Source organism: Polymorphospora sp. NPDC051019 (assembly GCF_040683055.1).
In the GTDB taxonomy this organism is placed as follows: Bacteria; Actinomycetota; Actinomycetes; order Mycobacteriales; family Micromonosporaceae; genus Polymorphospora; species Polymorphospora lycopeni.
Window position 1 is genome coordinate 94,772 of the sequence record NZ_JBFBCH010000010.1, and the last position, 24,265, is coordinate 119,036.

A 24,265-nucleotide genomic window follows, 5' to 3' on the forward strand; every position below is an offset into this window, starting at 1 on the left:
ACCTGCACCTGCACCTGCACCTGCACCTGCACCTGCACCTGCACCAAGATCCGGGTGATCAGGGAGTTTTCACCACGACACACCGACGACACGCACGACTCAATCCCTGATCACGCGGATCTTGCCGGGGCGGGGCAGGGCGAGGAGCGGCGGGGCGGGGGCGGGGGCGGGGGGTTAGGGGAAGCGGGTTCTTACTTCGGTTTGGGTGGGCATGGCGGCGGCGCCGCCGGGAGACTCGCAGACCAGGCCGGCAACCCGCAGCGCGAAGTCGACCCGTACCCGCCAGCCGGCCAGGCCGGCCGGCAGCCCGTCGCGGAGCAACCCTTCGATCAGCGCCGCCATCACCGAGTCACCGGCACCGGTCGCGTCGACCGCGTCGACCACCGGGGCCGCCACGTCCACGGTCTCCGTCCCGTACGCGACCAGTGCTCCCGCCGCCCCGCGGGTGACGACGACCACCTCGGCGCCGAGCCCCAGCAACCGGGACGCGACCTGCCCCGGATCCTCGCCGTAGAGCGCGTCGGCGTCGGCGGCGCTGAGCTTGACCAGGTGGGCGGTGGCGGCGAATTCGGCGACGACGGCCCGCTGGTGGTCCCAGGCGGCCTGGTCGGGCAGCAGCCGGGGCCGGATGTTCGGGTCGAAGACGCGCAGTCCGCCGGTCAGCGCCCAGGCGCGCCGGGCGGCGGCCAGCGCCGGCGGTTGGAGCAGGACGATCGACCCGCAGTAGAGCACGGCCGCGCCGGTCACCAGGTCGGCGTCGAGCGCGTCGGCGTCGATCAGCCCGTACGAGGCGGGTTCGCCGTAGAAGCGGAAGTCGGGTTCGGCACCGGCGAAGGTGGCGACCGCGAGCGTGGTCGGCGCCGCGACGGTGACGGTGCCCCGCTGCCCGACTCCGGTGGCGGTGAGGAACTCGCGGATCCGGTCGGCGAGCACGTCGTCGCCGAGCGAGCCGGCGAACTCGACGGTGCCGCCGAGCCGGGCGACGCCGACCGCGACGTTGAGCGGCGCGCCTCCGATCACCCGCCGGTAGACCGGTTCCCCTTCGCATTCAGCTTCGAGCAGGTCGACCAGGGCCTCACCGAGCACCACCGCGTACCGCATGCGTCTCCTCACCGGTCGACCTGTCCACTATGACCGACGCGCCGGCCCGGCAGCCTACCGGCGCCGCGCCGGCACCGCACCGCCGGCCGAGCCCGCCCCGTCCACCGAGCCCGCCCCGTCCACCGAGCCCGCACCGCCGGCCGGCACCGCGCCGCCCACCGAGCCCGCACCGCCAGCCGAGCCCGCACCGCCAGCCGGCACCGCGCCGTCGACCGACACCACGCCGCCCACCGGCGCCGGGTCGGTACGGTGCGGGTCGAGGCGCCACTGCAACCGGCGCAGCGGGGCCGGCGCCCACCAGTTGGCCCGGCCGGCGAGACGCATGAAGGCCGGCACCAGGATCGCCCGGATGATGGTGGCGTCGACGAGGACGGCGATCGCGACGCCGATGCCGACCATCTGGAGGTACATGACCTCGCCGGTGGCGTACAGCGAGAACGACAAAGCGAGGATGACCGCGGCGGCGGTAACCAGCGGCGCGCTGCGCTGGATGCCTTCGAGGACGGCCCGCCGGTTGTCGCCGGTCGCCGCGTACCGCTCCTTGATCCGCGACAGCATGAAGACCTCGTAGTCCATGGACAGGCCGTATGCGACGCAGAAGATCAGGATCGGGAAGGTCGGGTCGACCGTACCGATCGGGGTGAAGCCGAGCAGGTCGGCCAGCGCCCCGTTCTGGAAGATCACGACGAGCGCGCCGAACATCACCGCCAGGCTCAGCAGGTTGAGGACGGTGGCCTTGACCGGGATGAGCAGGCTGCCGGACATCAGGAAGAGGATCACGAAGGTGACGACCAGGATGAGTACGCCGACCAGCGGCACCCGGTCCATCAGGGTGGCCCGGAAGTCGGTCAGCTCGGCCGGGTAGCCGCCGATCAGCAGCTCGCCGAACGGCGCCGGTACGGCACGCAGCCGCTCCATCAGCCCGGTGACGTCGGTGCCGGCGAGCACCTCGCGGGTCGGGATCGCCTCCAGCCGCTGGCCGTCGGCGCTGGTCAGCCGGTCGGCGGCGGGCTCGGCGGAGACCCGGTCGCCGGCGACGAAGACGCCGGCGGTGGAGTTGACCTGCCCGATCCCGGGCACCCGGGACAGTTCGCCGGCGTACCGGGCCACCGCGTCGGCGGGGGTGGCCCGGCCGGCCGGGGCGACGAAGTGGATCGCGTCGTTGGCCTCGTGGGCGAAGTTGGCCCGCAGCTCGTCGTACGCCTGCCGGGTCGAGGCGGTGGGTGGCAGGACCCGGTCGTCGGGCAGCCCGATCCGCAGGCCGAGCGCGGGTGCGCCGAGTGCGCCGACCAGCACCAGGCCGGCGGCGGCGAACAGGACGGGCCGCCGCATCACCCGGGCGCCGAGCCGGTACCAGAAGCCGCTTTCCTCGGCGGTCGCGGTGGCGGCCGGCCCGCGGCGCAGCGCGCGGGGTCCGAGCACGGCCAGTGCCGCCGGCAGCAGGACGAGGGCGCCGAGCACCGCCATGACCACGACGAGCACCCCGGCGTATGCGAACGAGCGCAGGAACGAGTACGGGAAGGCGAGCATCACCGACAGTGCGGCGGCGACGGTCAGCCCGCTGAAGATCACGGTACGGCCGGCGGTGCGTACCGTGGTCACCACGGCGTCGGTCACGGTGGCGCCGCGGGTGAGTTCCTCGCGGAACCGGGCGATGACGAACAGGCTGTAGTCGACGCCGAGCCCGATGCCCATGACCAGGGTGATGTTGGCGGCGAACGTGGAGATCTCGGTGATCTCGGCGAGTCCACGCAGCCCGGCGAGGGTGCCGAACACCGCGAACAGGCCGACGCCGAGGGTGAGCAGGGCCAGCCGTACCCGGCGGTAGAGCACGACCAGCAGCACCGCCATGAGCGGGATGATGAGCAGTTCGGCGCGGATGAAGTCGCGCGACGCCTGTTCGCTGACCTGGCTGGACACCGCTTCGGAGCCGGCGACCTGGACGCTGACCGGCCCGGACGTGCGGGTGTACGCCGGCAGCAGCTTCTCGCGGATCTCGGCCCGGGTGGTGGTCGCGTCGCCTTCGACGTACGCCAGGACGAGCGCGTGCCGCTGGTCGGTGCTGCGCAGTGTCGGGTCACCGGGCCGGGACCAGTACGACCAGACGTCGCCGACCATGGGTTCGGCGCGCAGTTCGTCGGCGAGGGCGGTGCCGGCGGCGGCGACCGGCGCCGTGTCGACGGTGCCGGTCTCGGCGGTGACCAGCAGGACGAGGTTGGCGTTGCTGGTGCCGAAGTCGCGTTCGAGCAGTTGGCGGGCCTGTACGGATTCGCTGCCCGGCGCCTCCCAGCGGTTGAGGACCAGGACTCCCATCGCGGTGGCGCCGACGCCGGCGAGGGCGAGGGCGAGCAGCAGTCCGGCGATCAGGACGCGGCGCCGGCGGTGGGCGGTGAACGCGCCGAGCCGGGCGAGTGGTGACATGGTGGTCCCCTTGTGTCGTCTGCTGTTAGCGTCAGAAACACGAGCAATCGCCCGCGTTTTGCAAGATACGAGTGATCGCTCGCATTAGTCAAGGAGGTAGGAGCGGTGGCCGAACCCCGCCCCGTCCGCCGGCAGGCCCGCGGCGAACGCCGGATCGCCGAGATCCTGGATGCCGCGCTGAGCCTGTTCGCCGAGGTCGGCTACGAGGCCGCCACGACCAACGCGATCGCCGCCCGGGCCGGGATCTCCCCCGGCTCGCTCTACCAGTTCTTCCGCAACAAGGAGGCGATCGCGCAGGCCCTGTCGGCCCGCCTGGTCGAGGGGACCCGGGACGCGCACGCCGCCGCCTTCGCCGACCGGCCGGTGGCCACCCTGCCGCTCGACGAACTCGTCGACCTGATGCTCGACCCGCTCATCGAGTTCAACGTGTCCAACCCGGGCGCCAAGTCCCTGTTCGGCAACACCGACATGCCGGCACAGCTCGCGGCGGCGACCCGGCCGCTGCACGAGGCGGTCACCCGGCGGGTCACCGCCGTGGTCACCGCCCGCGCCCCGCACCTGTCCGCCGTCGAGGCCGCCCGGACGGCGACCGTGGTCGTACAGATCGTCAAGGCCATGATGCCGCCCATCGTCGCGGCGGAAACCGAGGAGCGGGCCGCTCTGGTGACCGAACTCAAGCGGGCCATCCGCGGCTACCTGGCACCGCTCGAGGACGCCACCACCTGAAACATCGAAGTACGGCTATTGTGTCGGGCGCCGATCCGTGGTGCGATAGCCAGGCCGACACGGCGCGGGGGCTAACGCGCCGACAGGCGCCCTTGAGCCAGGCGCCGACAGGGCGCCCGCGAGCCGGGCGCCGACAGGTGTCCCGGCAGCCAGGCCCCGACAGGTGCCGGTGAACCGGGCGCCGACAGACCGGCACGCACGGAGCCACGCGAAGACCCAGGTCCGACACCGGGCCGCCGTTCGCGTGCCCGCCGAGCCGCCCCGCTTCCGACCTCCCCGGAGCAGCCGCTCGTCACCGCACACGACACCCGGTGCCGGTCCGCAGCACACCCGCGAACCGATGGAACCGTGCCGTCGGCCGTCCGGCCACCCCGCCGCGGTTCCGGCCTCGAAGGAGAACGTCGTGAGACTTCTACGCAAGGTGGCGGTGCTCTCCGCCGCCGCCATGCTGACCGCCGGCGTCGTGTCGGTCGTCAACCAGACCGCGGCCTGGTCGCACGGCGCCGCCATGGCGCCCGGCAGCCGCACCTACCTGTGCTGGAAGGACGGCCTCAGCCCGCAAGGCAACATCCAGCCGATCAACCCCGCCTGTACGGCCGCGGTGAACCAGGGCGGCGCCAACCCGCTCTACAACTGGTTCAGCGTGCTGCGCTCCGACGCGAACGGCCGGACCACCGGGTTCATCCCGGACGGCCAGCTGTGCAGCGGCGGCAACCCGGTGTTCTCGGCGTACGACGCGGCCCGCACCGACTGGCCGCTGACCCACCTGACCGCCGGCGCCAACTTCAACTTCCGGTACAGCAACTGGGCGCACCACCCGGGCACCTTCTACTTCTACGTGACGAAGAACAGCTGGAGCCCGACCCGGCCGCTGGCCTGGAGCGACCTGGAGGAGCAGCCGTTCCTCACGGTGACCAACCCGCCGCAGAACGGCGCGGTCGGCACCAACGAGGGCCACTACTACTTCAGCGGCAACCTGCCGTCGGGCAAGAGCGGCCGGCACATCATCTACTCGCGCTGGGTGCGCTCGGACAGCCAGGAGAACTTCTTCGGCTGCTCGGACGTGACCTTCGACGGCGGCAACGGCGAGGTCTCCGGCCTCGGCCGCGGCGGCAACGGCCCGAACCCCACCACCCCGCCGCCGAACCCGACCACTCCCCCGCCGAACCCGACCACCCCGCCGCCGGGCGGCTCCGGCTGCTCGGCGACGCACACGGTGGTCAGCTCCTGGAACGGCGGCTACCAGGGCGAAGTCAAGATCACCAACACCGGTGGTTCCACCATCGGCAACTGGACCGCGAAGTGGAACCTGGCGGCCGGCCAGAGCATCGGTTCACTCTGGAGCGGCTCACACACGGTGAGCGGTTCACAGGTGACGGTGACCAACGCGGCCTGGAACGGCAGCCTGGCACCGGGCGCCTCGACCACCTTCGGCTTCACCGCCGGCGGCAACGCCGGCTCACCGGCGGTGACCTGCACGGTGTGACCGTGACCGGATAAGGCGGCGGCCCGGACCGATTCGGTCCGGGCCGCCGTACGTTCCGAAGACGGGTCAGTGCACCATCGAGCCGACCACCGGCTTGGTCAGCAGCGCCGACTGGTTGCGCTGGATTCCGGGGTCGAGCGTGCGCGCCACGAAGATCGCGTGCCAGATGCAGAAGATCAGCACCGTCCACACCTTGCGGGAGTGGTCGGCCTCCTCCCGCTTGTGCTCCTCCAGCAGCCGCATCGCGTACGACAGGTCCAGCAGTTCGCCGGCGCCGGACGTGGCCAGCACGTGGCGGGCCCACTCGTACATCTCGCCGCGCAGCCACACCCGGGTCGGGGTCGGGAAGCCGAGCTTGCGCCGGTTGACGATCGCCGGCGGCACCACCCCCTGCAGGGCCTGGCGCATCGCGTACTTGGTGGCGTCGGAGCGCGGCGGCAGCTTCAGGTCGACCGGCACCGTCGCGGCGACCTCGAAGACCTCCTTGTCCAGGAACGGCACCCGGACCTCCAGCGAGTGCGCCATCGAGATCCGGTCGGCCTTGACCAGGATGTCGCCGCGCAGCCAGGTGTAGAGGTCGACGTACTGCATCTTGGTGACGTCGTCGAGTTCGGTGCACTCGGCGTAGATCGGGGCGGTCACGTCGGTGTAGCGCACGTTCGGGTCGTAGCGGCGCATCAGCTTCTGCTTCTCCGCCTCGGTGAACATCCGCGCGTTGCCGTAGTAGCGCTCCTCGATCGGCGTGGTGCCGCGCTCCAGGAAGCTCTTGCCCTTCACCCCCTGCGGGATGACCTTCGAGACCGCGCGCAGCCCCTTCTGCATCGGGTCCGGCAGCCCGTTGACGGTGCCGAGCGACAGCGGCTCGCGGTAGATCGTGTAGCCGCCGAAGAACTCGTCGGCGCCCTCGCCGGACAGCACCACGGTGACGTGCTCGGCCGCCTTCTTCGCCACGAAATAGAGCGGCACCAGCGCCGGGTCGGCCACCGGGTCGTCGAGATGCCACACGATCTTGGGCAGCGCGTCGATCATGTCCTGCGGACCGATCTTCGTCGGGATCGTGGTCACCTCGAGGTGCCGGGCCGACTCCTGGGCGACGTCGATCTCCGAGTAGCCGGGCACGTCGTAGCCGACCGTGAAGGTCAGGATGTTCGGGTTGAACTCCCGGGCCAGGGCCACCACCGCGGTCGAGTCGATGCCGCTGGACAGGAACGAGCCGACCGGCACGTCGGCCCGCATGTGCATCCGTACGCTCTCGCGCAGCACCTCACGGATCTCGTCGTAGAGCCGCTGCGGCTCGGGCTGCGGGGTGGGCCGGAACACCGGTTGGTACCAGCGGCGCACGTCGACGCTGCCGCCGCCCGTCACGCTCCAGGTCAGGCACTCCCCCGACCCGATCCGGTGGATGCCCTGGTGCAGGGTGCGCGGCTCGGGGACGTACTGCAACGTCAGGTAGTGCGACAGGTTGGCGGCGTCGACACCGGCGTCCCCGGCGTACGCCGAGTGCGCGAACGGCAGCAGCGCCTTCTTCTCCGACGCCAGGTAGATCCCGTCGGGAGTCTGCAGGTAGTGCAGCGGCTTGATCCCGAAGTGGTCCCGGGCGCCGAACGCCCTGCGCTCCAGCCGGTCCCAGATGACGAACGCGAACATGCCGCGCAGCTTGGTGAGCACCCGCTCACCCCAGAAGTGGTAGCCGGCGATGATCGCCTCACCGTCACCGAGGGTGCTGAACTGGGCACCGAACTCGCGGGCCAACTCCTCGCGCAGCTCGATGTAGTTGTAGATCTCACCGTTGAACGTCAACAGGTAGCGGCCACCCGCGTACGGCAACGGTTCCTGGCTGTGCGCCACGTCGATGATCGACAGCCGCTTGTGGGCGAACACCGCGTCGGCGAACTGGCCGGTGGCGTCACCGATGATCTCCACACCGGTCTCGTCGGGCCCCCGGTGGTGGAGGCATTCGAGGGCACCGGCGATCGCGTCGCGGTGGGCGGCGGCGTCGCCGCGCGCGCTGAAGAAGGCCAGAAGTCCGCACATGGCGGCCATCTTTCCACGGTCCCGCCCGCCGTACGCCGGCACCGGCCCGACACCTGACGTATATCGCCGGACACCGGCGACCCACCCCCACCCGCGCGCGGTACGGTCGTCTACTGCGGGGACGGACCGCAAGCAACGTAGTGGGGAGGCGTCATGGGCGACGACCGGGTCGAAAACACGCAGGCGACACGCACCGAGTCACACGACCCGGACTTTCCGGAGAAGCTCCTCCAGTTCATGCGCGAGGGCTGGCGGGACGACCCGCTGCACGCCGGCCCACGCCCGGAGGTGCCCAACTACGCCAAGCGCCGGGCCGCCCTGTCCGCCGCCTTCGCCGGCGAGACCCTGGTCATCCCGACCGGCCGGGACAAGGTACGCGCCAACGACACCGAGTACGCCTTCCGGCCCGGCAGCGACTTCGCCTACCTGACCGGCGACTACGACCCGGGCAGCGTGCTGGTGCTGCGCCCCAACGGCGGCGGCCACGACGCGATCCTCTACACCCGGCCGCAGGCGGCCCGCGACCGCGACGACGAGTTCTTCCGCAGCCGCGACGGCGAGCTGTGGGTCGGCCGCCGCCACACGCTGGCCGAGAAGGCCACCGAACTGGGCCTGGAGACCGCGCCGCTGACCGAGCTGGCGGCCGCGCTGGCCGACTGCGCGCCGGGGCGTACCCGGGTGCTGCGCGGGTTCGACGCTCGTGTCGACGCCACCGTCCGGCCGTACGACCCCAAGCGGGCCGGCGCCCGCGACCGGGAGCTGGCGGCGGTCCTGTCCGAGCTGAAGCTGGTCAAGGACGAGTGGGAGATCGCCCAGCTCCAGGACGCGATCGACGCCACCGTGCGCGGCTTCGAGGACGTGGCCCGGATCCTGCCCGCCGACCGGCCGGTCAGCGAGCGGCTGGTCGAGGGCGTCTTCGGGCTGCGCGCCCGGCACGACGGCAACGACGTCGGCTACGCCACGATCGTCGGCGCCGGCGCGCACGCCACGATCCTGCACTGGACCCGCAACACCGGCACCACCCGCCCCGGTGACCTGCTGCTGATGGACATGGGCGTGGAGAACCGGCACCTCTACACCGCCGACGTGACCCGCACCGTCCCGGTCAACGGCACGTTCACCCCGCTGCAGCGCCAGGTGTACGACGTCGTCTACGCCTCACAGCAGGCCGGCATGGACGCGATCAAGCCCGGTGTGAGGTTCCAGGACATCCACCTGACCTGCATGCGGGTCCTCGCCCAGGGCCTCGCCGACCTGGGCGTCCTGCCGGTCAGCGTCGACGAGGCGATGGAGTCCGACTCGTCGGTCTACCGCCGGTGGACGCTGCACGGCTTCGGCCACATGCTCGGCATCGACGTGCACGACTGCGCCAACGCCCGCAAGGAGCACTACCGCGACGGCACCCTCGCCGAGGGCAACGTGCTGACCGTGGAGCCCGGCCTCTACTTCCAGGCCGAGGACGACCTGGTGCCCGAGGAACTGCGCGGGGTCGGCGTACGCATCGAAGACGACGTGCTGGTGACCCCTGCCGGCGCGGTCAACCTCTCGGCGGGCCTGCCCCGGCGGTCCGACGAGGTGGAGAGCTGGCTCGCCACCCAGCGGGAGGCCGGTCACCGACTGCCCGGCTGACGCCCGTACCGAGCTCGAACGAGGCGCCCGGCGACCTGCCGGGCGCCGCACCGTGGTGCCCGGATGGATCCGTGCCACCGCGGTGCACGACCGTGCCGTCCCGCAGGGGGTGGGGCGGCACGACCACGAGGAGGTTTCATGCGGGTCCGCAGAGTCGCGGCCTGGACCACGGCGGCGCTGGTCGTCGCCTTCGGAGCCAGCGCCTGCACGGGCGGCGACGACGTGCCGGCGGACACGATCGTCGTCGGGCTGGCCGAGCCGGCGCACCTGATCCCGTCGAACACCGTCGAACCCAACGGGGCGCAGGTGCTGGCCGCGCTGTTCACCCCGCTGGTCGGCTTCGACGCCGAGCACCGGCCGGTGCCGCTCGCGGCCGAGTCGGTCGAGTCCGAGGACAACCTGGAATGGACGGTCCGGCTCAAGCCCGACTTCACCTTCCACAACGGCGAGAAGGTCACCGCCGACAGCTACGTCAACGCCTGGAACCACGCCGCGTACGGCCCGAACGGGCAGGCCGGCGGCTACCTGTTCGAGAAGGTCGACGGCTACGCCGACCTCCAGAAGATCGACCCGGACGGCCCGGACGGCGAACGACCGGCCGCCGAACCCAAGGCCCGTACGCTCACCGGCCTGGCCAAGGTCGACGACCTGACGTTCACCGTCCGGCTCTCGGCGCCGTTCGCCGAGTTCCCGTCGGTGCTCGGGCACCGCGCGTTCCTGCCGCTGCCGGCGTCGGCGTGGCAGGCCGAGGGGGTGCTGAAGCCCGACTTCGAGCAGGCCGTGGTCGGCCAGGGGCCGTTCCGGCTGAAGGGCACGTGGCAGCGCGGGGCGCCCATCGAGGTCGAGCGCTACGACGCCTACCCGGCGGAGAAGCCCCGGCTGCGCGGCGTGCAGTTCCGGGTCTACGACCAGCTCTCGGCCGGTCTCGCCGACGTCACCGACGGCGAGACCGACCTGATCCGCAACATCCCGGCCGCGAGCGTGGACGCGGCGCAGGAGGCGCTCGGCGACCGGCTGCGCAACGGCGCGAACTCCGCGTACCAGTTCCTGGCGTTCCCGACGTACGAGCCGGAGTTCGCCTCGCCGGAGGTGCGCCGGGCGATCTCGATGGCGATCGACCGGGACGCCGTCGACGGCTCTGGTGACCAGCAGGCGCCGGCCCGCTCGTTCGTCTCCCCGCTGGTGGCCGGGGCCCGGCCGGACACCTGCGGCGAGGCGTGCGTGTTCGACGCGGCCAAGGCCAGGGCGGCGTACGAGGCGGCGAAGGGTCCGGCGGCGCTGCGCATCACGTTCAACGACGACGGCGGCCACCGCGAGTGGGTCGACGCGGTCTGCGGCCAGTTGCGCACCAACCTCGGCGTGGAGTGCGAGGCGGTGGCCGAGCCGACGTACCGCGACGTGCTGCGCAAGGTCGACGCGCGGCAGCCGGTCGGCCTGTTCCGGCAGTCGTGGTCGATGGACTACCCGTCGATGGAGAACTACCTGGGCCCGCTGTACGCCAGCGGCGGCTCGTCGAACTACTCCGGGTTCAGCGACGCCGGCTTCGACGCGCTGCTGCGCGAGGGTGGCCGGGCCGCCGACCAGGCCGCCGCGATCACCAAGTACCAGGAGGCGGAGGCGCTGCTGGCCGAGCAGGTGCCGGTGCTGCCGCTGCGCTTCGGCCGGGAGAGCTACGGCCACTCCGAGCGGGTCCGCAACGTCGAGACCGACGCGTACGGCCAGATCGACCTGTTGAAGATCGAACTGACCGGCTGACGGCCCGGCCCGGTCTCGGGGCGCCCCACGGCCCGGGGACATGTTGCTGTTCGCGGCCACAGCGAATTCGATGTATCCACACCGAATTCGCTGTGGCCCGCGACAGCTACCCCTTCCCGGGGGCGCGGCCCGTCAGCGCTTGCGGGCGAACCAGACCTCTTCGCTCGGCCACCTACGCGCCCAGTCGAGGCCGACGAAGTCGTACGCGGTCTGCGCGCCCTCCGGCGCCCGCACCTCGATCAGGTCCTCGACCTCGAAGCCGCAGCGCCGCAGCAGCCGGATCATCTCGCCGTGCGGCAGGTGGAACTCGACCCCTTCGTCCGGCCACTCGAGACGGTGCATCCCGAACAGCGGGCGCAGCAGTGTCTCGCCGGCCGCGCCGACGTCGGGCATCGTCAGCATCAGCTGCACGGAGTTGGCCAGGAAGATCAGCCGGCCGCCGGGGCGCAGTAGCCGGGCCGCCTCGGGGATCCACCGGTACGGGTCGCACCAGATCGCCGCGCCGTACTCGCTGATCGCCAGGTCGGCGCAGGCGTCCGGGAGCGGCACCTCTTCGGCGTTGGCCAGGATCAGCGGGAAGTGCAGGTCGAAGCGTTCCTGCATGGCGCGGGCGGTGGCGAGCTGGCGGGGTGAGTTGTCGATGCCGATCGGGCGCGCGCCACGGCGGGCCAGCCAGGCGGAGACGTAGGCGGTGCCGCAGCCGAGTTCGACCGCGTCGAGTCCGTCGACGTCGGCGGGCAGGACCGGCAGCTCGGACTGCGGGATCTTCCAGATGCCCCAGTCGGGTTCGTCGGCCGCCCAGTTGGTGGGGGCCCGCTCGGCGTACCAGTCGGCGATGTTGTCCCAGACCTCACGGTTGGTCTGTACGTGGTCGGTGGTCACGGCTAATTGCACGCCGCGTGGCCCCGCCCCGGCAACGGATTTCACCGAACCCCCGCGATCTTGCACTTGTCGCCCCCCATAACAGACGAACGGAGGAGACAAGTGCAAGATCGCGGGGATGTCGGGGGTCAGCGTTCCACGTACACGGCCACGCTGCGGGCCGGAACGGTGAAGGTGCCGGACGCGCGGTCGAAGGACGCCGTACGCAGGACCGGGTCGGCCGAGCCGGCCAGCACCGGGTGCAGGGCGACGTTCGCGCCGCGCAGCCCGTCGACCTTCTGGGTGGCGGCCCCGGGGCCGGCGTTGAAGACGACGGTCACCGACTTCCACTGCCGGTCCAGGCCCCGGCCGTCGAGCCGCATGGTGATCACGCCCGGCGTCTCGGCGGTGCCGGAGAGCGGGAACGTCACCCGCTTCTGCACCTCGGCGGCGGTCGGCAGCCCGAACACCGGCGACGACTCCCGGATCCGCAGCAGTTCCCGGTAACGCGCGTCGGTCAGCCCGACCGCGGCACAGTCCGGCACCAGCGCCGCGTTCGCCAGCAGCGGCCGGGCGTACGACCACTTCTCCTGGTTGTCACCGGCCGGCGGCAGCCCGATGCCGAAGCCGTTGCCGTCGGCGCAGTCCCAGCGGATCTGGTTGAACCAGTCGCCGGAGTTGTAGGAGTTGCGATCGAGCGACTTCGACCGCAGCCGCTCGGTGCCGGTGGTGACGAACCCGGTCCCCTGCCCCATCACGACGGTGGCGAGGGCGAGGACCTGCATCCGGGCCCGGTCGGTCATCGAGGTGCCGGTCGGCAGCTTGTACACCAGCGCGTCGTACAGGATCTCGTTGTCGTGCGCGTCGACGTACGTGACCGCCTCGCCGGGCGCGGCGGTGTAGCCGGCCGGCGATCCGTTGTAGTCGACCTGCCGGCCGGTGACCGGGGTGCCGGCGGTGGAGGTGAACCGGTAGTCGGCGAGGTTGCCGGTCAGGCCCACCTTGATCTGGTCGTGCTGGTGCAGCAGCCGGGCCCGCTGCGCGGCCTCGTCACCGTTGACCGGGTCACCGTTCGGGTCGGTGAACAGGCCGCTGGCGAACCCCTGCACGCGCGGGTTCTCGTCGAACGGGCCGCCGCCGCGTACGGCGTCGCGGAGCCGGTCGTTGAAGGTGCCGATGCCGGTGCCGGCCATGTTGAACTGGGTGGCCTGGACGAAGCGGGCGTTGCCGGTGACCTCGCCGAAGTCCCAGCCCTCGCCGTAGAGCAGGATCGCCTTGCCGTCGACCCCGTCCTTGCGAACGGTCAGTTCGTCGAGGGCCTTGCGTACGGCGAGCATGTTGGCCTTCGGGTGGTGGCCCATCAGGTCGAACCGGAACCCGTCGACCTTGTACGCCCGGGCCCAGGTGACGACCGACTCGACGATCAGCTTGTCCATCATCGCGTGTTCGGGTGCGGTGTTGGCGCAGCAGGTGGAGTTGGCGACGGCGCCGTCGTCGAGCAGCCGGTGGTAGTAGCCGGGCACCACCTGGTCGAGGACCGACTTGGGGTCGGCGCCGGCGGCCGAGGTGTGGTTGTAGACGACGTCCATGACCACCCGCAGGCCGGAGTTGTTGACCCCGGCGACCATCTGCCGGAACTCCCGCGTGCGGGCGGCGCCGGCCGGGTCGACGGCGTACCCGCCCTCCGGGGTGGTGTAGTGCAGCGGGTCGTACCCCCAGTTGTAGCCGTCGGTGTCGGCGACGGCGGCGATGCACGCCTGCTGCTGCTCGGAGTCCGGCGGCAGGGCGGCCAGGTCGCAGTCCGGCTGCGCCTGGTCGGCGCGACGTTCGGGGATGGTGGCGAAGTCGAACGCCGGCAGCAGGTGCAGGTGGGTGACGCCGGCGTCGGCGATGCCCCGCAGGTGCGTCATGCCGGCGGTGTTCGGGTCGGTGAAGGCGAGGTAGGTGCCGCGCCGGTCGGCGGGCACGGTGTCGTCGGCGATGGAGAAGTCGCGTACGGACAGTTCGGTGATCTGGGTACGGCTGGACGGCACCGCGGCCGGCTTGCGCAGCTTGTCCCAGCCGGCCGGGGCGAGGCCGGGGTCGGCCAGGTCGACGATCTGGGTGTGGGTCGAGTCGGCGGCGAGCGCCACCGAGTACGGGTCGGTGACCGAGGCGGTGACGATCCGCTGCACGGCCGGCTGCCACGCCTCGATCCGGTAGCGGTAGTAGCGGCCGGTCCAGTTCTTCTCGCCGGTCACCGACCAGACGCCGGTGCGGTCGTCGCGGCGCATGGTGACCTGTCGCGGGGTGCCGGCCGGGGTGTCGAAGAGTTCGAGGCCGACGGTGCGGGCGGTCGGTGCCCAGACGGCGAGGGTGGGCCGGCCGCCGCGGAAGGTGGCGCCGAGGTCGGCGTCGGTGGCCTTGGCGTAGAGGTCGTCGAGGACGCCGGGGATCTGCACCCCGGTGGCGGAGATCAGGTTGCCCTCGTGGTCGCGTTCGGTGACGACGAGCTGCCCGCGTAGCGCGGCGGCGAGCTTGCCGTGGTCGCGCTTGTCGACCGCGAGTGCCTCGTACGCCCACAGGTGCGGGAACTTCGCGCGCTGCGCCTCGGTGAGCCCGTTGGGGGTGGCCCGCAGCGGGATCGTGGTGTGTTCGCCGACGAGTTCGTCATCCACGATGGACAGTCCGCCGGCCGGCGCGGAGACCAGGTCGTAGCGGCGGCCGTCGGTCGGGCCGACCTGCCAGGCGATCGTGGACCGGTCGATCCAGTGCGCCCGCTGCTTGCTGATGTCGAGGTCGCGGGTGGCGCCGGCGGACACCGGCAGCAGCCGGCCCGGGGTGGCGGCCAGCAGCCACGCCTCCCGCCCGGCGGTGGCGAAGTCGAGCCGCTGGTCCTCGGGCAGGTCCTTGGTGTCGCCCTTGTGGATGATGTAGCTCAGCCCGGTCGCGCCGGCGGACAGTGGCACCCGGAAGGTGACCCCGAAGGCGTCGGTCTGTGCCGGCGGCAGCGGCGCCGACCAGTCGGTGGGGTTGGCCGCGCCGTCCCAGACGTGCAGCCCCCAGCCGTCGTAGTCGCCGGCCGGCCGCCGGTAGTGCAGGACCGCGGTGTTCTCGTCGACGGGCGGATCCGGCTGCCCGGTGGCCGCCTGGCGGGTGGGATAGATGGTCGGGTCTCCCTGTTTGATCCAGATCTCGCCGGTCTGGCTCACGTCGATGGTCCGGTCGGCGTCGACGTCCTTGACGCCGTCGTCGTCGACCACGATGAAGCCGACCTGCTTGGCACCGGGCTTCAGTTTGACCCAGGCGAAGCGGCCGTACGGATCCTCCCCGGCGAACGGCTGCCCGGCCGGCCACTGCGTGACGTACGCCGGGTCGATGTCGCCCCAGGCGTAGAGGTTCCAGTCGTCGTAGCCGCCTTCCGGCCGCTGGTAGTGCACGACCGCCCAGTCCCGGGACTCCGCGACCGGCGGGGTGCCGACGGTGACGACGCGCTTGGCGGCGGCGGTGCGGCCCCGGCTGTCGCGTACCGCGGCCTTGTATTCGACGCGGGTGCCGGCGGCCAGGCCGTCGAGGTCGTGGTGGACGGTGTACGGGGCCCGGTCGGCGGTGCCGACCAGCGTCCATTTCCCGTCGCCGACCTTGGCGGCGACGGTGACCGTGGACAGCGGGTCGCCGGTGACGTCGGCGACGACGGCGGCGCGGGTGGCCACGGCGGCGTCGGCGGCCGGGGCGCTGATCGTCACGGCCGGCTTGGCGCCGGGCTGCGGGACGGCCTTGTCGGCGCGCAGGGCGACGGCGGACAGCGGCGGCACGGTAATGGTGAGCCTGCCGTCGGCGCTGGCCCGGGTGGTGACGTCCGTGCCGTAGACGCCGTGGAAGTTCGCCCCGGCCGACCAGGTGTCGACGGTGACGGTCTGCGCGGTGCCGGCGTTGTTGACCGCGGCGACGTACTCGATCCGCTGCTTCGGGTCGACGCGGGAGAAGGCGAAGACGCCGGGCCCGTCGGCGGCGTACCGGGTGACCTGGATTCCGTCCCGCAGCGCCGGGTGGTCGCGGCGCAGCTTGCCGAGGTCGCCGATGGTCCGGTAGAGCGGGTGGCGGGTGTCGTAGTTGTCGGTGGCGTGGGTGGCGTCGGTGCCGATCAGGTCGTCGTCGAGGTAGTCCGGCGTACGGCTGGCGAACTGGGTCTGCCGGGCGTCCTTGTCGCCGCCGGGGCCGGTGAAGCCCTGCTCGTCGCCGGCGTAGACGACCGGCTGGCCGCGGGTGAGGAACATCAGCTCGTGGGCGAGCTGGTCGCGGCGTAGGTGGGTGGCCGGGTCGGTGGAACCGCCGGCGATGAAGGAGCCGATCCGGCCGACGTCGTGGTTGCCGAGGAAGGTCGGCAGCCGGCCGGCGCCGGTGTCGCGGGCGGCGTAGAGGTCGTCGCGGGCGTAGAGGTCGGCGAGCGTACGCGCCGACGCGTCGGCGGCGACGTAGCCGCGGGTGGTCTCCTGGAAGGCGAAGTCGAGGGTGGCTTGCAGCTCGCCCTGCCGGACGTAGGTGGAGGTGACCTCGGGGTCGCCGCTGTAGACCTCGCCGAACATGAAGAAGTCGGGCTTGCCGGCGCGCTTCGCGGCCTGCTCGATGCCGCGGCTGAACTGCGGCCAGAAGTCGAGGTTGGTGTGCTTGACGGTGTCGAGCCGGTAGCCGTCGACGCCGGTCTCGGCGATCCAGTCGGCGAAGATCTTCGTCATGCCGCGGACCACCTCGGGACGCTCGGTCCACAGGTCGTCGAGGCCGTAGAAGTCGCCGTACTCGCTGTTCTCGCCGGCGAAGGTGCTGTCGCCGCGGTTGTGGTACATCGTCGGGTCGTTGAGCCACGCCGGCACCTTGACCCGGGCGTCGGCGGGGGTGGCGAAGGCCGGCGTGTACGGGAACGAGTCGGTGTTCACCTTCGGGAAGTCGCGGCTGCCGTCGGCGTAGTTGCGGTCGTCGAACGGCCGGCCCTGGGCGTCGCGGTACGGCGCGGTGGCCTTGTCGACGTAGGTGTACTGGTCCTCTTCGTACCTGATGACGTCGGCGGTGTGGTTGACGATCACGTCGAGGTAGATCTTGATGCCGCGCTGGTGGGCCAGCCTCACCAGCCTCTTCAGGTCGGCGGTCGTGCCGAAGTGCGGGTCGACCTGGGTGAAGTCGGTGATCCAGTAGCCGTGGTAGCCGGCCGACACGTCGGCGCCGGTGCCCTGCACGGGCCGGTTCTTGAAGACCGGGGCGAGCCAGATGGCGGTGGTGCCCAGACCCTGGATGTAGTCGAGCCGGTCCATGACGCCCTTGAGGTCGCCGCCGTGGTAGAAGCCCTTGTCGGTCGGGTCGTAGCCGGTGCCGAGCCGGTCGCCGGACAGGCCGCCGCGGTCGTTGCGCGGGTCGCCGTTGGCGAACCGGTCGGGCAGTACGAAGTAGAACTGCTCGGCGCGGGTGGCGCCGGGGCGGGCCTTGGCGAGTACGTCCGCCGACGGTTCGCTGTTCCACTGCTGGGCGCCGGCGGGGGCGGCGGCGTGCGCGGGGCGGGCGCCGGTCGGGTACACCGCGACCGGGGTGCCGACGAGGGCGAGCGCGAGAAGGGCGACGAGGGCGAGCGGGGCTGGGCGCGTGCGTGGCGGGGGTTTCATCGACGGCCTTCCTAGGGTCGCGGATTCGCACGCACGCTAGCCTTTGCGGAAACCTTCTGCAAGACCTTGCAGACCCCAGCGTTCGCCATGCATCATCTTGCGCAAGTAACACCCCCGAAACACGCCCGCGATCTTGCAGTTATCTCCCCCCTTTGCCCTTTATGGGGGGCGACAAGTGCAAGATCGCGGGAAAGCGCCGGGCGAGCAGCGCGGCGAGGCAGGGCGGAGCGGGCGGGTCAGCCGGCGCGGATCACGGTGCAGATGACCGGACCGCTGGGTGTGGTCCGCAGCAGGTACTGGTAGGACTCGCCGGGCACCGCGCGGCCGGCGCTGTCGAGGTATTCCCACTCGACCGCGACCAGGGTCAGCGCCCCCGACAGCCACTGCACGTCGCGGATCTGCGCGTGCGCGGCGACCAGTTGGCGTTCCCGGTAGTCGGGCGCGGCGCCGACGAACGACAGCGCGACCGCCGCCGGCGAGGTGAAGGAGAAGCTGTAGGAGTCGGCGACGACCAGCCCCGGCAGCGCGTAGCAGGCGGCGATCGCGGGTACGTCGGCAGCGGTCAACGCGGCGCCGTACCGGTCGAAGAAGTCGGTCAGCGTGTCCAGATCGATCGAGGCGCTCACGAGGATGAGGATTTCCTGCCCGGAAGGTCGGCAAACCCCCCGACCCCGGTCGACTCGCGCCGCCCCGGCCCGGCCGTACGCCGGTCGACCGCGGTGGTGACCCGCCAGAAGACGAGGTTGACCCCGACCAGCACCAGGAGCAGCCCGCCCTTGCCGGCCAGCGGCCGGTCGACGGAGAACGCGGCGGTGCCCAGCGCCAGCGCGAGCAGCCCGACGAGCAGCCAGGGCGTACGCCTGCGTGGGGAACCCTCGCCGACCATGCCCGCCATCCTGACCGGTCGCGGCCCGATCGACCACCGGGTCACAGGTCCGTCTCAGCGATCATGGCCCGCCTCGACGGCCGGCGCCCGTCGCGACGGTCACGGTCCGTCCCGACGGTCACGGCAGCGGGGCGAGGAACTCCAGCCGGTTGCCGTGCACGTCGTGGGTGTGGAAGCGACGCATGCCGGGCAGCTCGCCGTCGCCCCAGGTCACCCCATGGCCGGCCGCCTCGAGCCGGGCCGCGAGGTCGTCGAGGTCGGGCCACAGCAGCCCGGGGTGCGCCTTGCGGGCCGGCCGGAAGTCGTCCTCGACGCCGAGGTGCAGCTCGATGCCGTACCCGGTGAACCAGCAACCGCCGCGGGCCGCGAGGGCCGGCGGCTTGGGCTTCTCGACCATGCCGAGCACGCCGGCGTAGAAGGCGCGCGACAGGTCCTCGCTGCGCGGCGGGCAGGCGAGCTGCACGTGATGGATCATGGCCGGACCTCCTCGTCCCAGAGCCTGGCACGAGGTTGCGACTTTAACAAGACGGACGTACGGTTTTGTTGAAACCGGAGCAGCGACAGAGGTAAGTGTTACCTAACCGGCCAGGTGCGGTAACGGGTAGGAAAGACTGCTGCTCAGGTCCTAGACGGTCGCTGGTGTAAGGGAGTACGGACGTGGCGAGCCTCGACACCTTCGGTGCGAAGAGCCAGCTACGCGTCGCTGACGCGAGCTACGAGATTTTCAAGATCAGCCAGGTCGACGGGCATGACCGCCTGCCGTACAGCCTGAAGATCCTGCTGGAGAACCTGCTGCGCACCGAGGACGGCGCGAACATCACCGCCGACCACATCCGCCAGCTCGGCCAGTGGGACCCCGACGCCGACCCGAGCGTGGAGATCCAGTTCACCCCGGCCCGGGTCCTCATGCAGGACTTCACCGGCGTGCCCTGCGTGGTCGACCTGGCCACCATGCGCGAGGCCGTACGCGACCTCGGCGGCGACCCGACCAAGGTCAACCCGCTCGCCCCCGCCGAACTGGTCATCGACCACTCCGTGATCGCCGACCTCTTCGGCCGCGAGGACGCCTTCGAGCGCAACGTCGAGCTGGAGTACGGCCGCAACAAGGAGCGCTACCAGTTCCTGCGCTGGGGCCAGACCGCGTTCAACGAGTTCAAGGTCGTCCCGCCGGGCACCGGCATCGTGCACCAGGTCAACATCGAATACCTGGCCCGCACGATCATGGAGCGCAACGGTCAGGCCTACCCGGACACCGTCGTCGGCACCGACTCGCACACCACGATGGTCAACGGCCTGGGCGTGCTCGGCTGGGGCGTCGGCGGCATCGAGGCCGAGGCCGCCATGCTCGGCCAGCCGGTCAGCATGCTGATCCCCCGGGTCGTCGGCTTCAAGCTGCACGGCGAGATGCCGACCGGCACCACCGCCACCGACCTGGTGCTGACCATCACCGAGATGCTGCGCAAGCACGGCGTCGTCGGCAAGTTCGTCGAGTTCTACGGCCCCGGCGTGAGCGCCGTACCGCTGGCCAACCGGGCCACCATCGGCAACATGAGCCCCGAGTACGGCTCCACCGTCGCGATCTTCCCGATCGACGCCGAGACGATCAACTACCTCCAGCTGACCGGCCGCGACGAGAAGCAGGTCGCGCTCGTCGAGGCGTACGCCAAGGAGCAGGGTCTCTGGCACGACCCGGCCGCCGAGCCCAACTACTCCGAGCGGCTCGAACTCGACCTGTCCACCATCGAGCCGTCGCTGGCCGGCCCGAAGCGCCCGCAGGACCGGGTGCCGCTGGACAGCGCCAAGACCCTCTTCCGCTCCGCGCTGACCGACTACGTCGCCGACGTCACGCCGGCCCTCGGCGGCCCCGCCGACGAGGCCAGCGCCGAGTCGTTCCCGGCCAGCGACCCGCCGGCCGCCGACGGCCTCAACGATCCCGCCGACAAGCCGCGTGACCTGGTCACCGCGGCGGTGGGCGCCGGCGGCCGGGCGTCCAACCCGATCCGGGTCACCGGCGACGACGGCACCGAGTTCGAACTCGACCACGGCGCGGTCGTCATCGCCGCCATCACCTCGTGCACCAACACCTCCAACCCGCAGGTGATGATCGGTGCGGCACTGCTGGCCCGCAACGCCGTCGAGAAGGGGCTGTCCCGCAAGCCGTGGGTCAAGACCACCCTCGCCCCCGGCTCCAAGGTGGTCATGGACTACTACGAGCGGGCCGGCCTGACCCCCTACCTGGAGAAGCTCGGCTTCCACCTGGTCGGCTACGGCTGCACCACCTGCATCGGCAACTCCGGCCCGCTGCCCGAGGCGGTCTCCGCCGCCGTCAACGAGGCCGACCTCGCCGTCGTCTCGGTGCTGTCCGGCAACCGCAACTTCGAGGGCCGGATCAACCCCGACGTCAAGATGAACTACCTGGCGTCGCCGCCGCTGGTGGTCGCGTACGCGCTCGCCGGCACGATGGACATCGACGTCGCCAACGAGCCGCTCGGCGAGGGTGCCGACGGGCAGCCGGTGTTCCTGCGCGACATCTGGCCCAGCGCCGCCGAGATCGAAGAGGTCATCGCGGCGTCGGTGGCCAGCGAGATGTTCAGCCGCGACTACGCCGACGTCTTCGCCGGCGACCAGCGCTGGCAGTCGCTGCCCACCCCGACCGGCGACACGTTCGCCTGGGAGAACGAGTCGACGTACGTCCGCAAGCCCCCGTACTTCGAGGGCATGGCGCAGGAGCCGGCCCCGGTGGGCGACATCTCCGGCGCCCGGGTCCTGGCCCGGCTCGGCGACTCGGTCACCACCGACCACATCTCGCCGGCCGGCTCGATCAAGGCCGACTCCCCCGCCGGGAAGTACCTCGCCGAGCACGGCGTGCCCAAGCACGAGTTCAACTCGTACGGCTCCCGCCGGGGCAACCACGAGGTGATGATCCGCGGCACGTTCGCCAACATCCGGCTGCGCAACCAGCTCGTGCCGGGCGTCGAGGGCGGCTTCACGGTCAACCACCTCACCGGTGAGCAGACCAGCATCTACGACGCCTCGGTCGCCTACCAGGAGGCCGGCGTGCCGCTGGTCATCCTGGCCGGCAAGGAGTACGGCTCGGGCTCGTCGCGGGACTGGGCGGCCAAGGGCACGATGCTGCTCGGCGTCAAGGCGGTCGTCGCCGAGTCGTACGAGCGTATCCACCGCTCCAACCTGATCGGCATGGGCGTGCTGCCGCTGCAGTTCCCCCAGGGCGAGACGGCGGAGTCGCTGGGGCTGACCGGCACCGAGACGTTCTCGATCAGCGGGGTGACCGCGCTCAACGAGGGCAGCACCCCGCGCACCGTCAAGGTCACCACGGACAGCGGCGTCGAGTTCGACGCGGTGGTCCGGATCGACACCCCGGGTGAGGCCGACTACTACCGGCACGGCGGCATCCTGCAGTACGTGCTGCGTCGCATGATCGCGAGCTGATCCGAGGTTCGCGCCGCAGGGGCGGGCTCCCGACCGGGGCCCGCCCCTCGCCGTGTCCGGGCCGGGTGCCCGGCCGGCAACGTGGCCGGCGTGGGGCGAAGGCGGACGGCGGGCGGCGGACGGCCCGGTGTGACAGGCTCTCAGACATGGACGACAGGACGATTCTGGGCCGGATCAACGAGCTGGTCGACGAGGAGCACCGCCTGCGTACACAGGTACAGGCGGGCGGCATCTCCTCGGAGGAGGAGCAGACCCGGCTACGCGAGCTGGAGGAGTCCCTCGACCAGTGCTGGGACCTGCTGCGCCGGCGCCGGGCCGCCCGCGACTCCGGCGGCGACCCCGACGCCACCAGCCCCGCCAGCCGCAACCAGGTCGAGCGCTACCTCCAGTAGCCGTTCCCCACGCCGCACCCCTCCCGCGATCTTGCACATATCTCCCCCTTTCGCCTGGATTGCCGGGCGACAAGTGCAAGATCGCGGGCAACGACGGGGCCGGTCAGCGCATCCCCGCCTCGGACAGCAGGCGGGCCGTCAGGGCGGCCGGGTCGGCCAGGTCCGTCGACAGGCCCTTGGCGGCGAACCAGGTGCTGACCACCCGTACGTCACGGGCCAGGAACTCCGGCCCCTGCGGGTTGGCGACCACGTCGACCACCTGCGGCAGGTCGATCAACACCAGCCGTCCATCGTGGACCAGCAGGTTGTACGGCGACAGGTCGCCGTGCGCCAGGCCCGACCGGGCCAGCACCATCAGGGCGTCGACGAGCTGCCCCCAGAGGCGCTCCAGGGCCGCCGGTTCGGGGCGTACCTGCGCCAGCCGGGGCGCCGCCGTACCCGACTCGGCGTCGCCGACGAACTCCAGCATCACCTCGGTGCCGCGCAACTGCACCGGATACGGCACCGCGACCGCCCCCAACTCCACCCCGACCTGCCACAGCCGGGTCAGCGCGGAGAACTCGGCGGCGGCCCACTGACCGGCGATCATCTCCCGGCCGAACGCCGTACGGGCCGCCATCGCCCGGTTCTCCCGCGAGCGGCGGACCCGGCGACCTTCGAGGTATCCGGCGTCGCGGTGGAAGAGCCGGTGCTCCGGGGCCCGGTACCGCTTCGCGGCGAGCAGGCAGGACCGGTCGGTGTCGGGTACGCCCCGACGCACGAGGTGCACGTCGGCTTCCTTGCCGGTCTTCAGCACACCGAGTTCGGTGTCGACGGCGGCCAGTTCGGTGACCAGCCAGGCCGGATGCGGCTCCGGGCCGCGTTCGGCGTCGTCCCAACTGGACCAGCGGTCACCGGTCTCCGGCTCGTCGGTGTCCGTGTTGGTGTCGAAGCCGCCCGGCGAATGCCGGGAGCGCTTCAGGAACTGCGGCTCGTCGTCGTCGAAGCGACGGTTGCCGCGGGTGCGGCGCTCGCGCGCCGATGGTGCGTATTCGTGCTCGCGCACAGCAGGGATCCTTTGGTCGAGGTGAAAGAAGGCGGCATGAGGCGCACAGCGATGACAGCCATCTGCTCAACTCCCTCCACTCGACCGGGCACACCCGGTGCTCACACGACGCGGGAAGTCTGCCGCCGGACCCGCCGGGGCGTCAACCCATTTCTTACCGGCCTCAGGCCCCCAGTACGGCGGCCAGTGCCGGCAGCAACCCGCCGACCGTACGGGTCGGGCTGAACCTCGGCTCCAACCAGTTGCGCCCCCGGTGCAACCAGACACTGGGCAGGCCCATCGCGGCCGCCCCGGCGATGTCGGCCTCCGGGCTGTCACCGACGACCCAGGCCCCGGCCAGCCGCATCCGCACCCGCTGCGCGGCCATCGCGAAGATCCGCGGATTGGGTTTGCTCACCCCGACCTCGTCGGCGACCACCCAGTCGGCGACGTAGCGGTCCAGCCCGGTCCGCCGGATCTTGGCATCCTCCTGCCGGCTGGTCCCGTTGGTCACCACGACCGGCACCCAGCCGGCGTCGTCGGCGATCCGCAGCGCGCAGGCGACCAGCGGATCGAGCCGGATGCGCTCCATCACGCCCTCGTGCAACGCGTCGACCAGGTCGATCGACGGGGTCCGCAACTGGTAGCGGGACCGGATCGCGTCGGCGACGTCCCAGCGGTCGGTCAGACCGTCCGCATCGACGGACAGTAGCCATTCGATGTCTTTGGGCGGTGCACCGACAGCCGCCAGGAACCCCTCGGCCCACGCGCGAAACGGCCCGCCGCGATCGAGCAGAGTGTCGTCCAGATCGAGGAACAGGAGTGGCACCCGCGCACCTTATGTGATGTCGACCATCCGACAAAACCCCT

16 protein-coding genes are annotated in these 24,265 nt (G+C 71.5%); 6 read left to right on the forward strand and 10 right to left on the reverse strand.

Annotated elements, in window-relative coordinates; genetic code table 11:
• Nucleotides 1–174 precede the first annotated feature (174 nt).
• Nucleotides 175–1,101, reverse strand: coding sequence for a carbohydrate kinase (locus AB0M79_RS19315; protein WP_364215213.1), 927 nt, complete (start codon nucleotides 1,099–1,101; stop codon nucleotides 175–177).
• A 54-nt stretch (nucleotides 1,102–1,155) separates the two neighbouring features.
• Nucleotides 1,156–3,522: an MMPL family transporter gene (locus AB0M79_RS19320; RefSeq protein ID WP_364215216.1), complete on the reverse strand. Its 2,367-nt coding sequence runs from the start codon at nucleotides 3,520–3,522 to the stop codon at nucleotides 1,156–1,158.
• Nucleotides 3,523–3,627: 105 nt separating this feature from the next.
• Here AB0M79_RS19320 and AB0M79_RS19325 point away from each other — a divergent pair, with 105 nt between their 5' ends.
• Nucleotides 3,628–4,248, forward strand: coding sequence for a TetR/AcrR family transcriptional regulator (locus AB0M79_RS19325; RefSeq protein WP_364215219.1), 621 nt, complete (start codon nucleotides 3,628–3,630; stop codon nucleotides 4,246–4,248).
• Between the two features lie 445 nt (nucleotides 4,249–4,693).
• Nucleotides 4,694–5,734 (forward strand): lytic polysaccharide monooxygenase, encoded by a 1,041-nt coding sequence (locus AB0M79_RS19330; RefSeq protein ID WP_364215604.1) that lies wholly within the window; start codon nucleotides 4,694–4,696, stop codon nucleotides 5,732–5,734.
• 66 nt (nucleotides 5,735–5,800) lie between these two features.
• On the opposite strand, the gene asnB is transcribed toward AB0M79_RS19330, so the two are convergent.
• Nucleotides 5,801–7,768, reverse strand: a complete 1,968-nt coding sequence (gene asnB, locus AB0M79_RS19335; protein WP_364215222.1) for an asparagine synthase (glutamine-hydrolyzing) — start codon at nucleotides 7,766–7,768, stop codon at nucleotides 5,801–5,803.
• 153 nt (nucleotides 7,769–7,921) lie between these two features.
• On the opposite strand from asnB, the gene AB0M79_RS19340 reads away from it, so the two are divergent.
• Together AB0M79_RS19340 and AB0M79_RS19345 are read left to right on the forward strand one after the other, a co-directional pair.
• Nucleotides 7,922–9,397, forward strand: a complete 1,476-nt coding sequence (locus AB0M79_RS19340) for an aminopeptidase P family protein (RefSeq protein ID WP_364215225.1) — start codon at nucleotides 7,922–7,924, stop codon at nucleotides 9,395–9,397.
• A gap of 138 nt (nucleotides 9,398–9,535) precedes the next feature.
• Nucleotides 9,536–11,152 (forward strand): ABC transporter substrate-binding protein, encoded by a 1,617-nt coding sequence (locus AB0M79_RS19345; RefSeq protein WP_364215228.1) that lies wholly within the window; start codon nucleotides 9,536–9,538, stop codon nucleotides 11,150–11,152.
• 132 nt (nucleotides 11,153–11,284) lie between these two features.
• On the opposite strand, the gene AB0M79_RS19350 is transcribed toward AB0M79_RS19345, so the two are convergent.
• The 5 genes from AB0M79_RS19350 to AB0M79_RS19370 all read right to left on the reverse strand — a co-directional run bounded on the left by AB0M79_RS19350 (nucleotide 11,285) and on the right by AB0M79_RS19370 (nucleotide 19,004).
• On the reverse strand, nucleotides 11,285–12,034 hold the full coding sequence (locus AB0M79_RS19350) for a class I SAM-dependent methyltransferase (RefSeq protein WP_364215231.1): 750 nt from the start codon (nucleotides 12,032–12,034) through the stop codon (nucleotides 11,285–11,287).
• A gap of 128 nt (nucleotides 12,035–12,162) precedes the next feature.
• Nucleotides 12,163–17,643 (reverse strand): pullulanase-type alpha-1,6-glucosidase, encoded by a 5,481-nt coding sequence (gene pulA, locus AB0M79_RS19355; protein ID WP_364215234.1) that lies wholly within the window; start codon nucleotides 17,641–17,643, stop codon nucleotides 12,163–12,165.
• A 236-nt stretch (nucleotides 17,644–17,879) separates the two neighbouring features.
• Nucleotides 17,880–18,269 (reverse strand): hypothetical protein, encoded by a 390-nt coding sequence (locus tag AB0M79_RS19360; RefSeq protein WP_364215237.1) that lies wholly within the window; start codon nucleotides 18,267–18,269, stop codon nucleotides 17,880–17,882.
• On the reverse strand, nucleotides 18,266–18,529 hold the full coding sequence (locus tag AB0M79_RS19365) for a hypothetical protein (RefSeq protein ID WP_364215240.1): 264 nt from the start codon (nucleotides 18,527–18,529) through the stop codon (nucleotides 18,266–18,268). Before AB0M79_RS19365 ends, AB0M79_RS19360 begins: the two co-directional genes overlap by 4 nt.
• Before the next feature lie 118 nt (nucleotides 18,530–18,647).
• Nucleotides 18,648–19,004 (reverse strand): glyoxalase, encoded by a 357-nt coding sequence (locus tag AB0M79_RS19370; protein ID WP_364215243.1) that lies wholly within the window; start codon nucleotides 19,002–19,004, stop codon nucleotides 18,648–18,650.
• Nucleotides 19,005–19,186: 182 nt separating this feature from the next.
• On the opposite strand from AB0M79_RS19370, the gene AB0M79_RS19375 reads away from it, so the two are divergent.
• Together AB0M79_RS19375 and AB0M79_RS19380 are read left to right on the forward strand one after the other, a co-directional pair.
• On the forward strand, nucleotides 19,187–21,979 hold the full coding sequence (locus AB0M79_RS19375; protein WP_364215246.1) for an aconitate hydratase: 2,793 nt from the start codon (nucleotides 19,187–19,189) through the stop codon (nucleotides 21,977–21,979).
• 146 nt (nucleotides 21,980–22,125) lie between these two features.
• Nucleotides 22,126–22,371: a DUF2630 family protein gene (locus AB0M79_RS19380; protein WP_364215249.1), complete on the forward strand. Its 246-nt coding sequence runs from the start codon at nucleotides 22,126–22,128 to the stop codon at nucleotides 22,369–22,371.
• A gap of 103 nt (nucleotides 22,372–22,474) precedes the next feature.
• Here the strand turns inward: AB0M79_RS19380 and AB0M79_RS19385 are convergent, their stop codons facing one another.
• Complete coding sequence (locus tag AB0M79_RS19385) at nucleotides 22,475–23,416, reverse strand: RIO1 family regulatory kinase/ATPase (RefSeq protein ID WP_364215252.1); 942 nt, start codon at nucleotides 23,414–23,416, stop codon at nucleotides 22,475–22,477.
• A gap of 163 nt (nucleotides 23,417–23,579) precedes the next feature.
• Complete coding sequence (locus tag AB0M79_RS19390) at nucleotides 23,580–24,224, reverse strand: HAD-IA family hydrolase (RefSeq protein ID WP_364215255.1); 645 nt, start codon at nucleotides 24,222–24,224, stop codon at nucleotides 23,580–23,582.
• Nucleotides 24,225–24,265 lie beyond the last annotated feature (41 nt).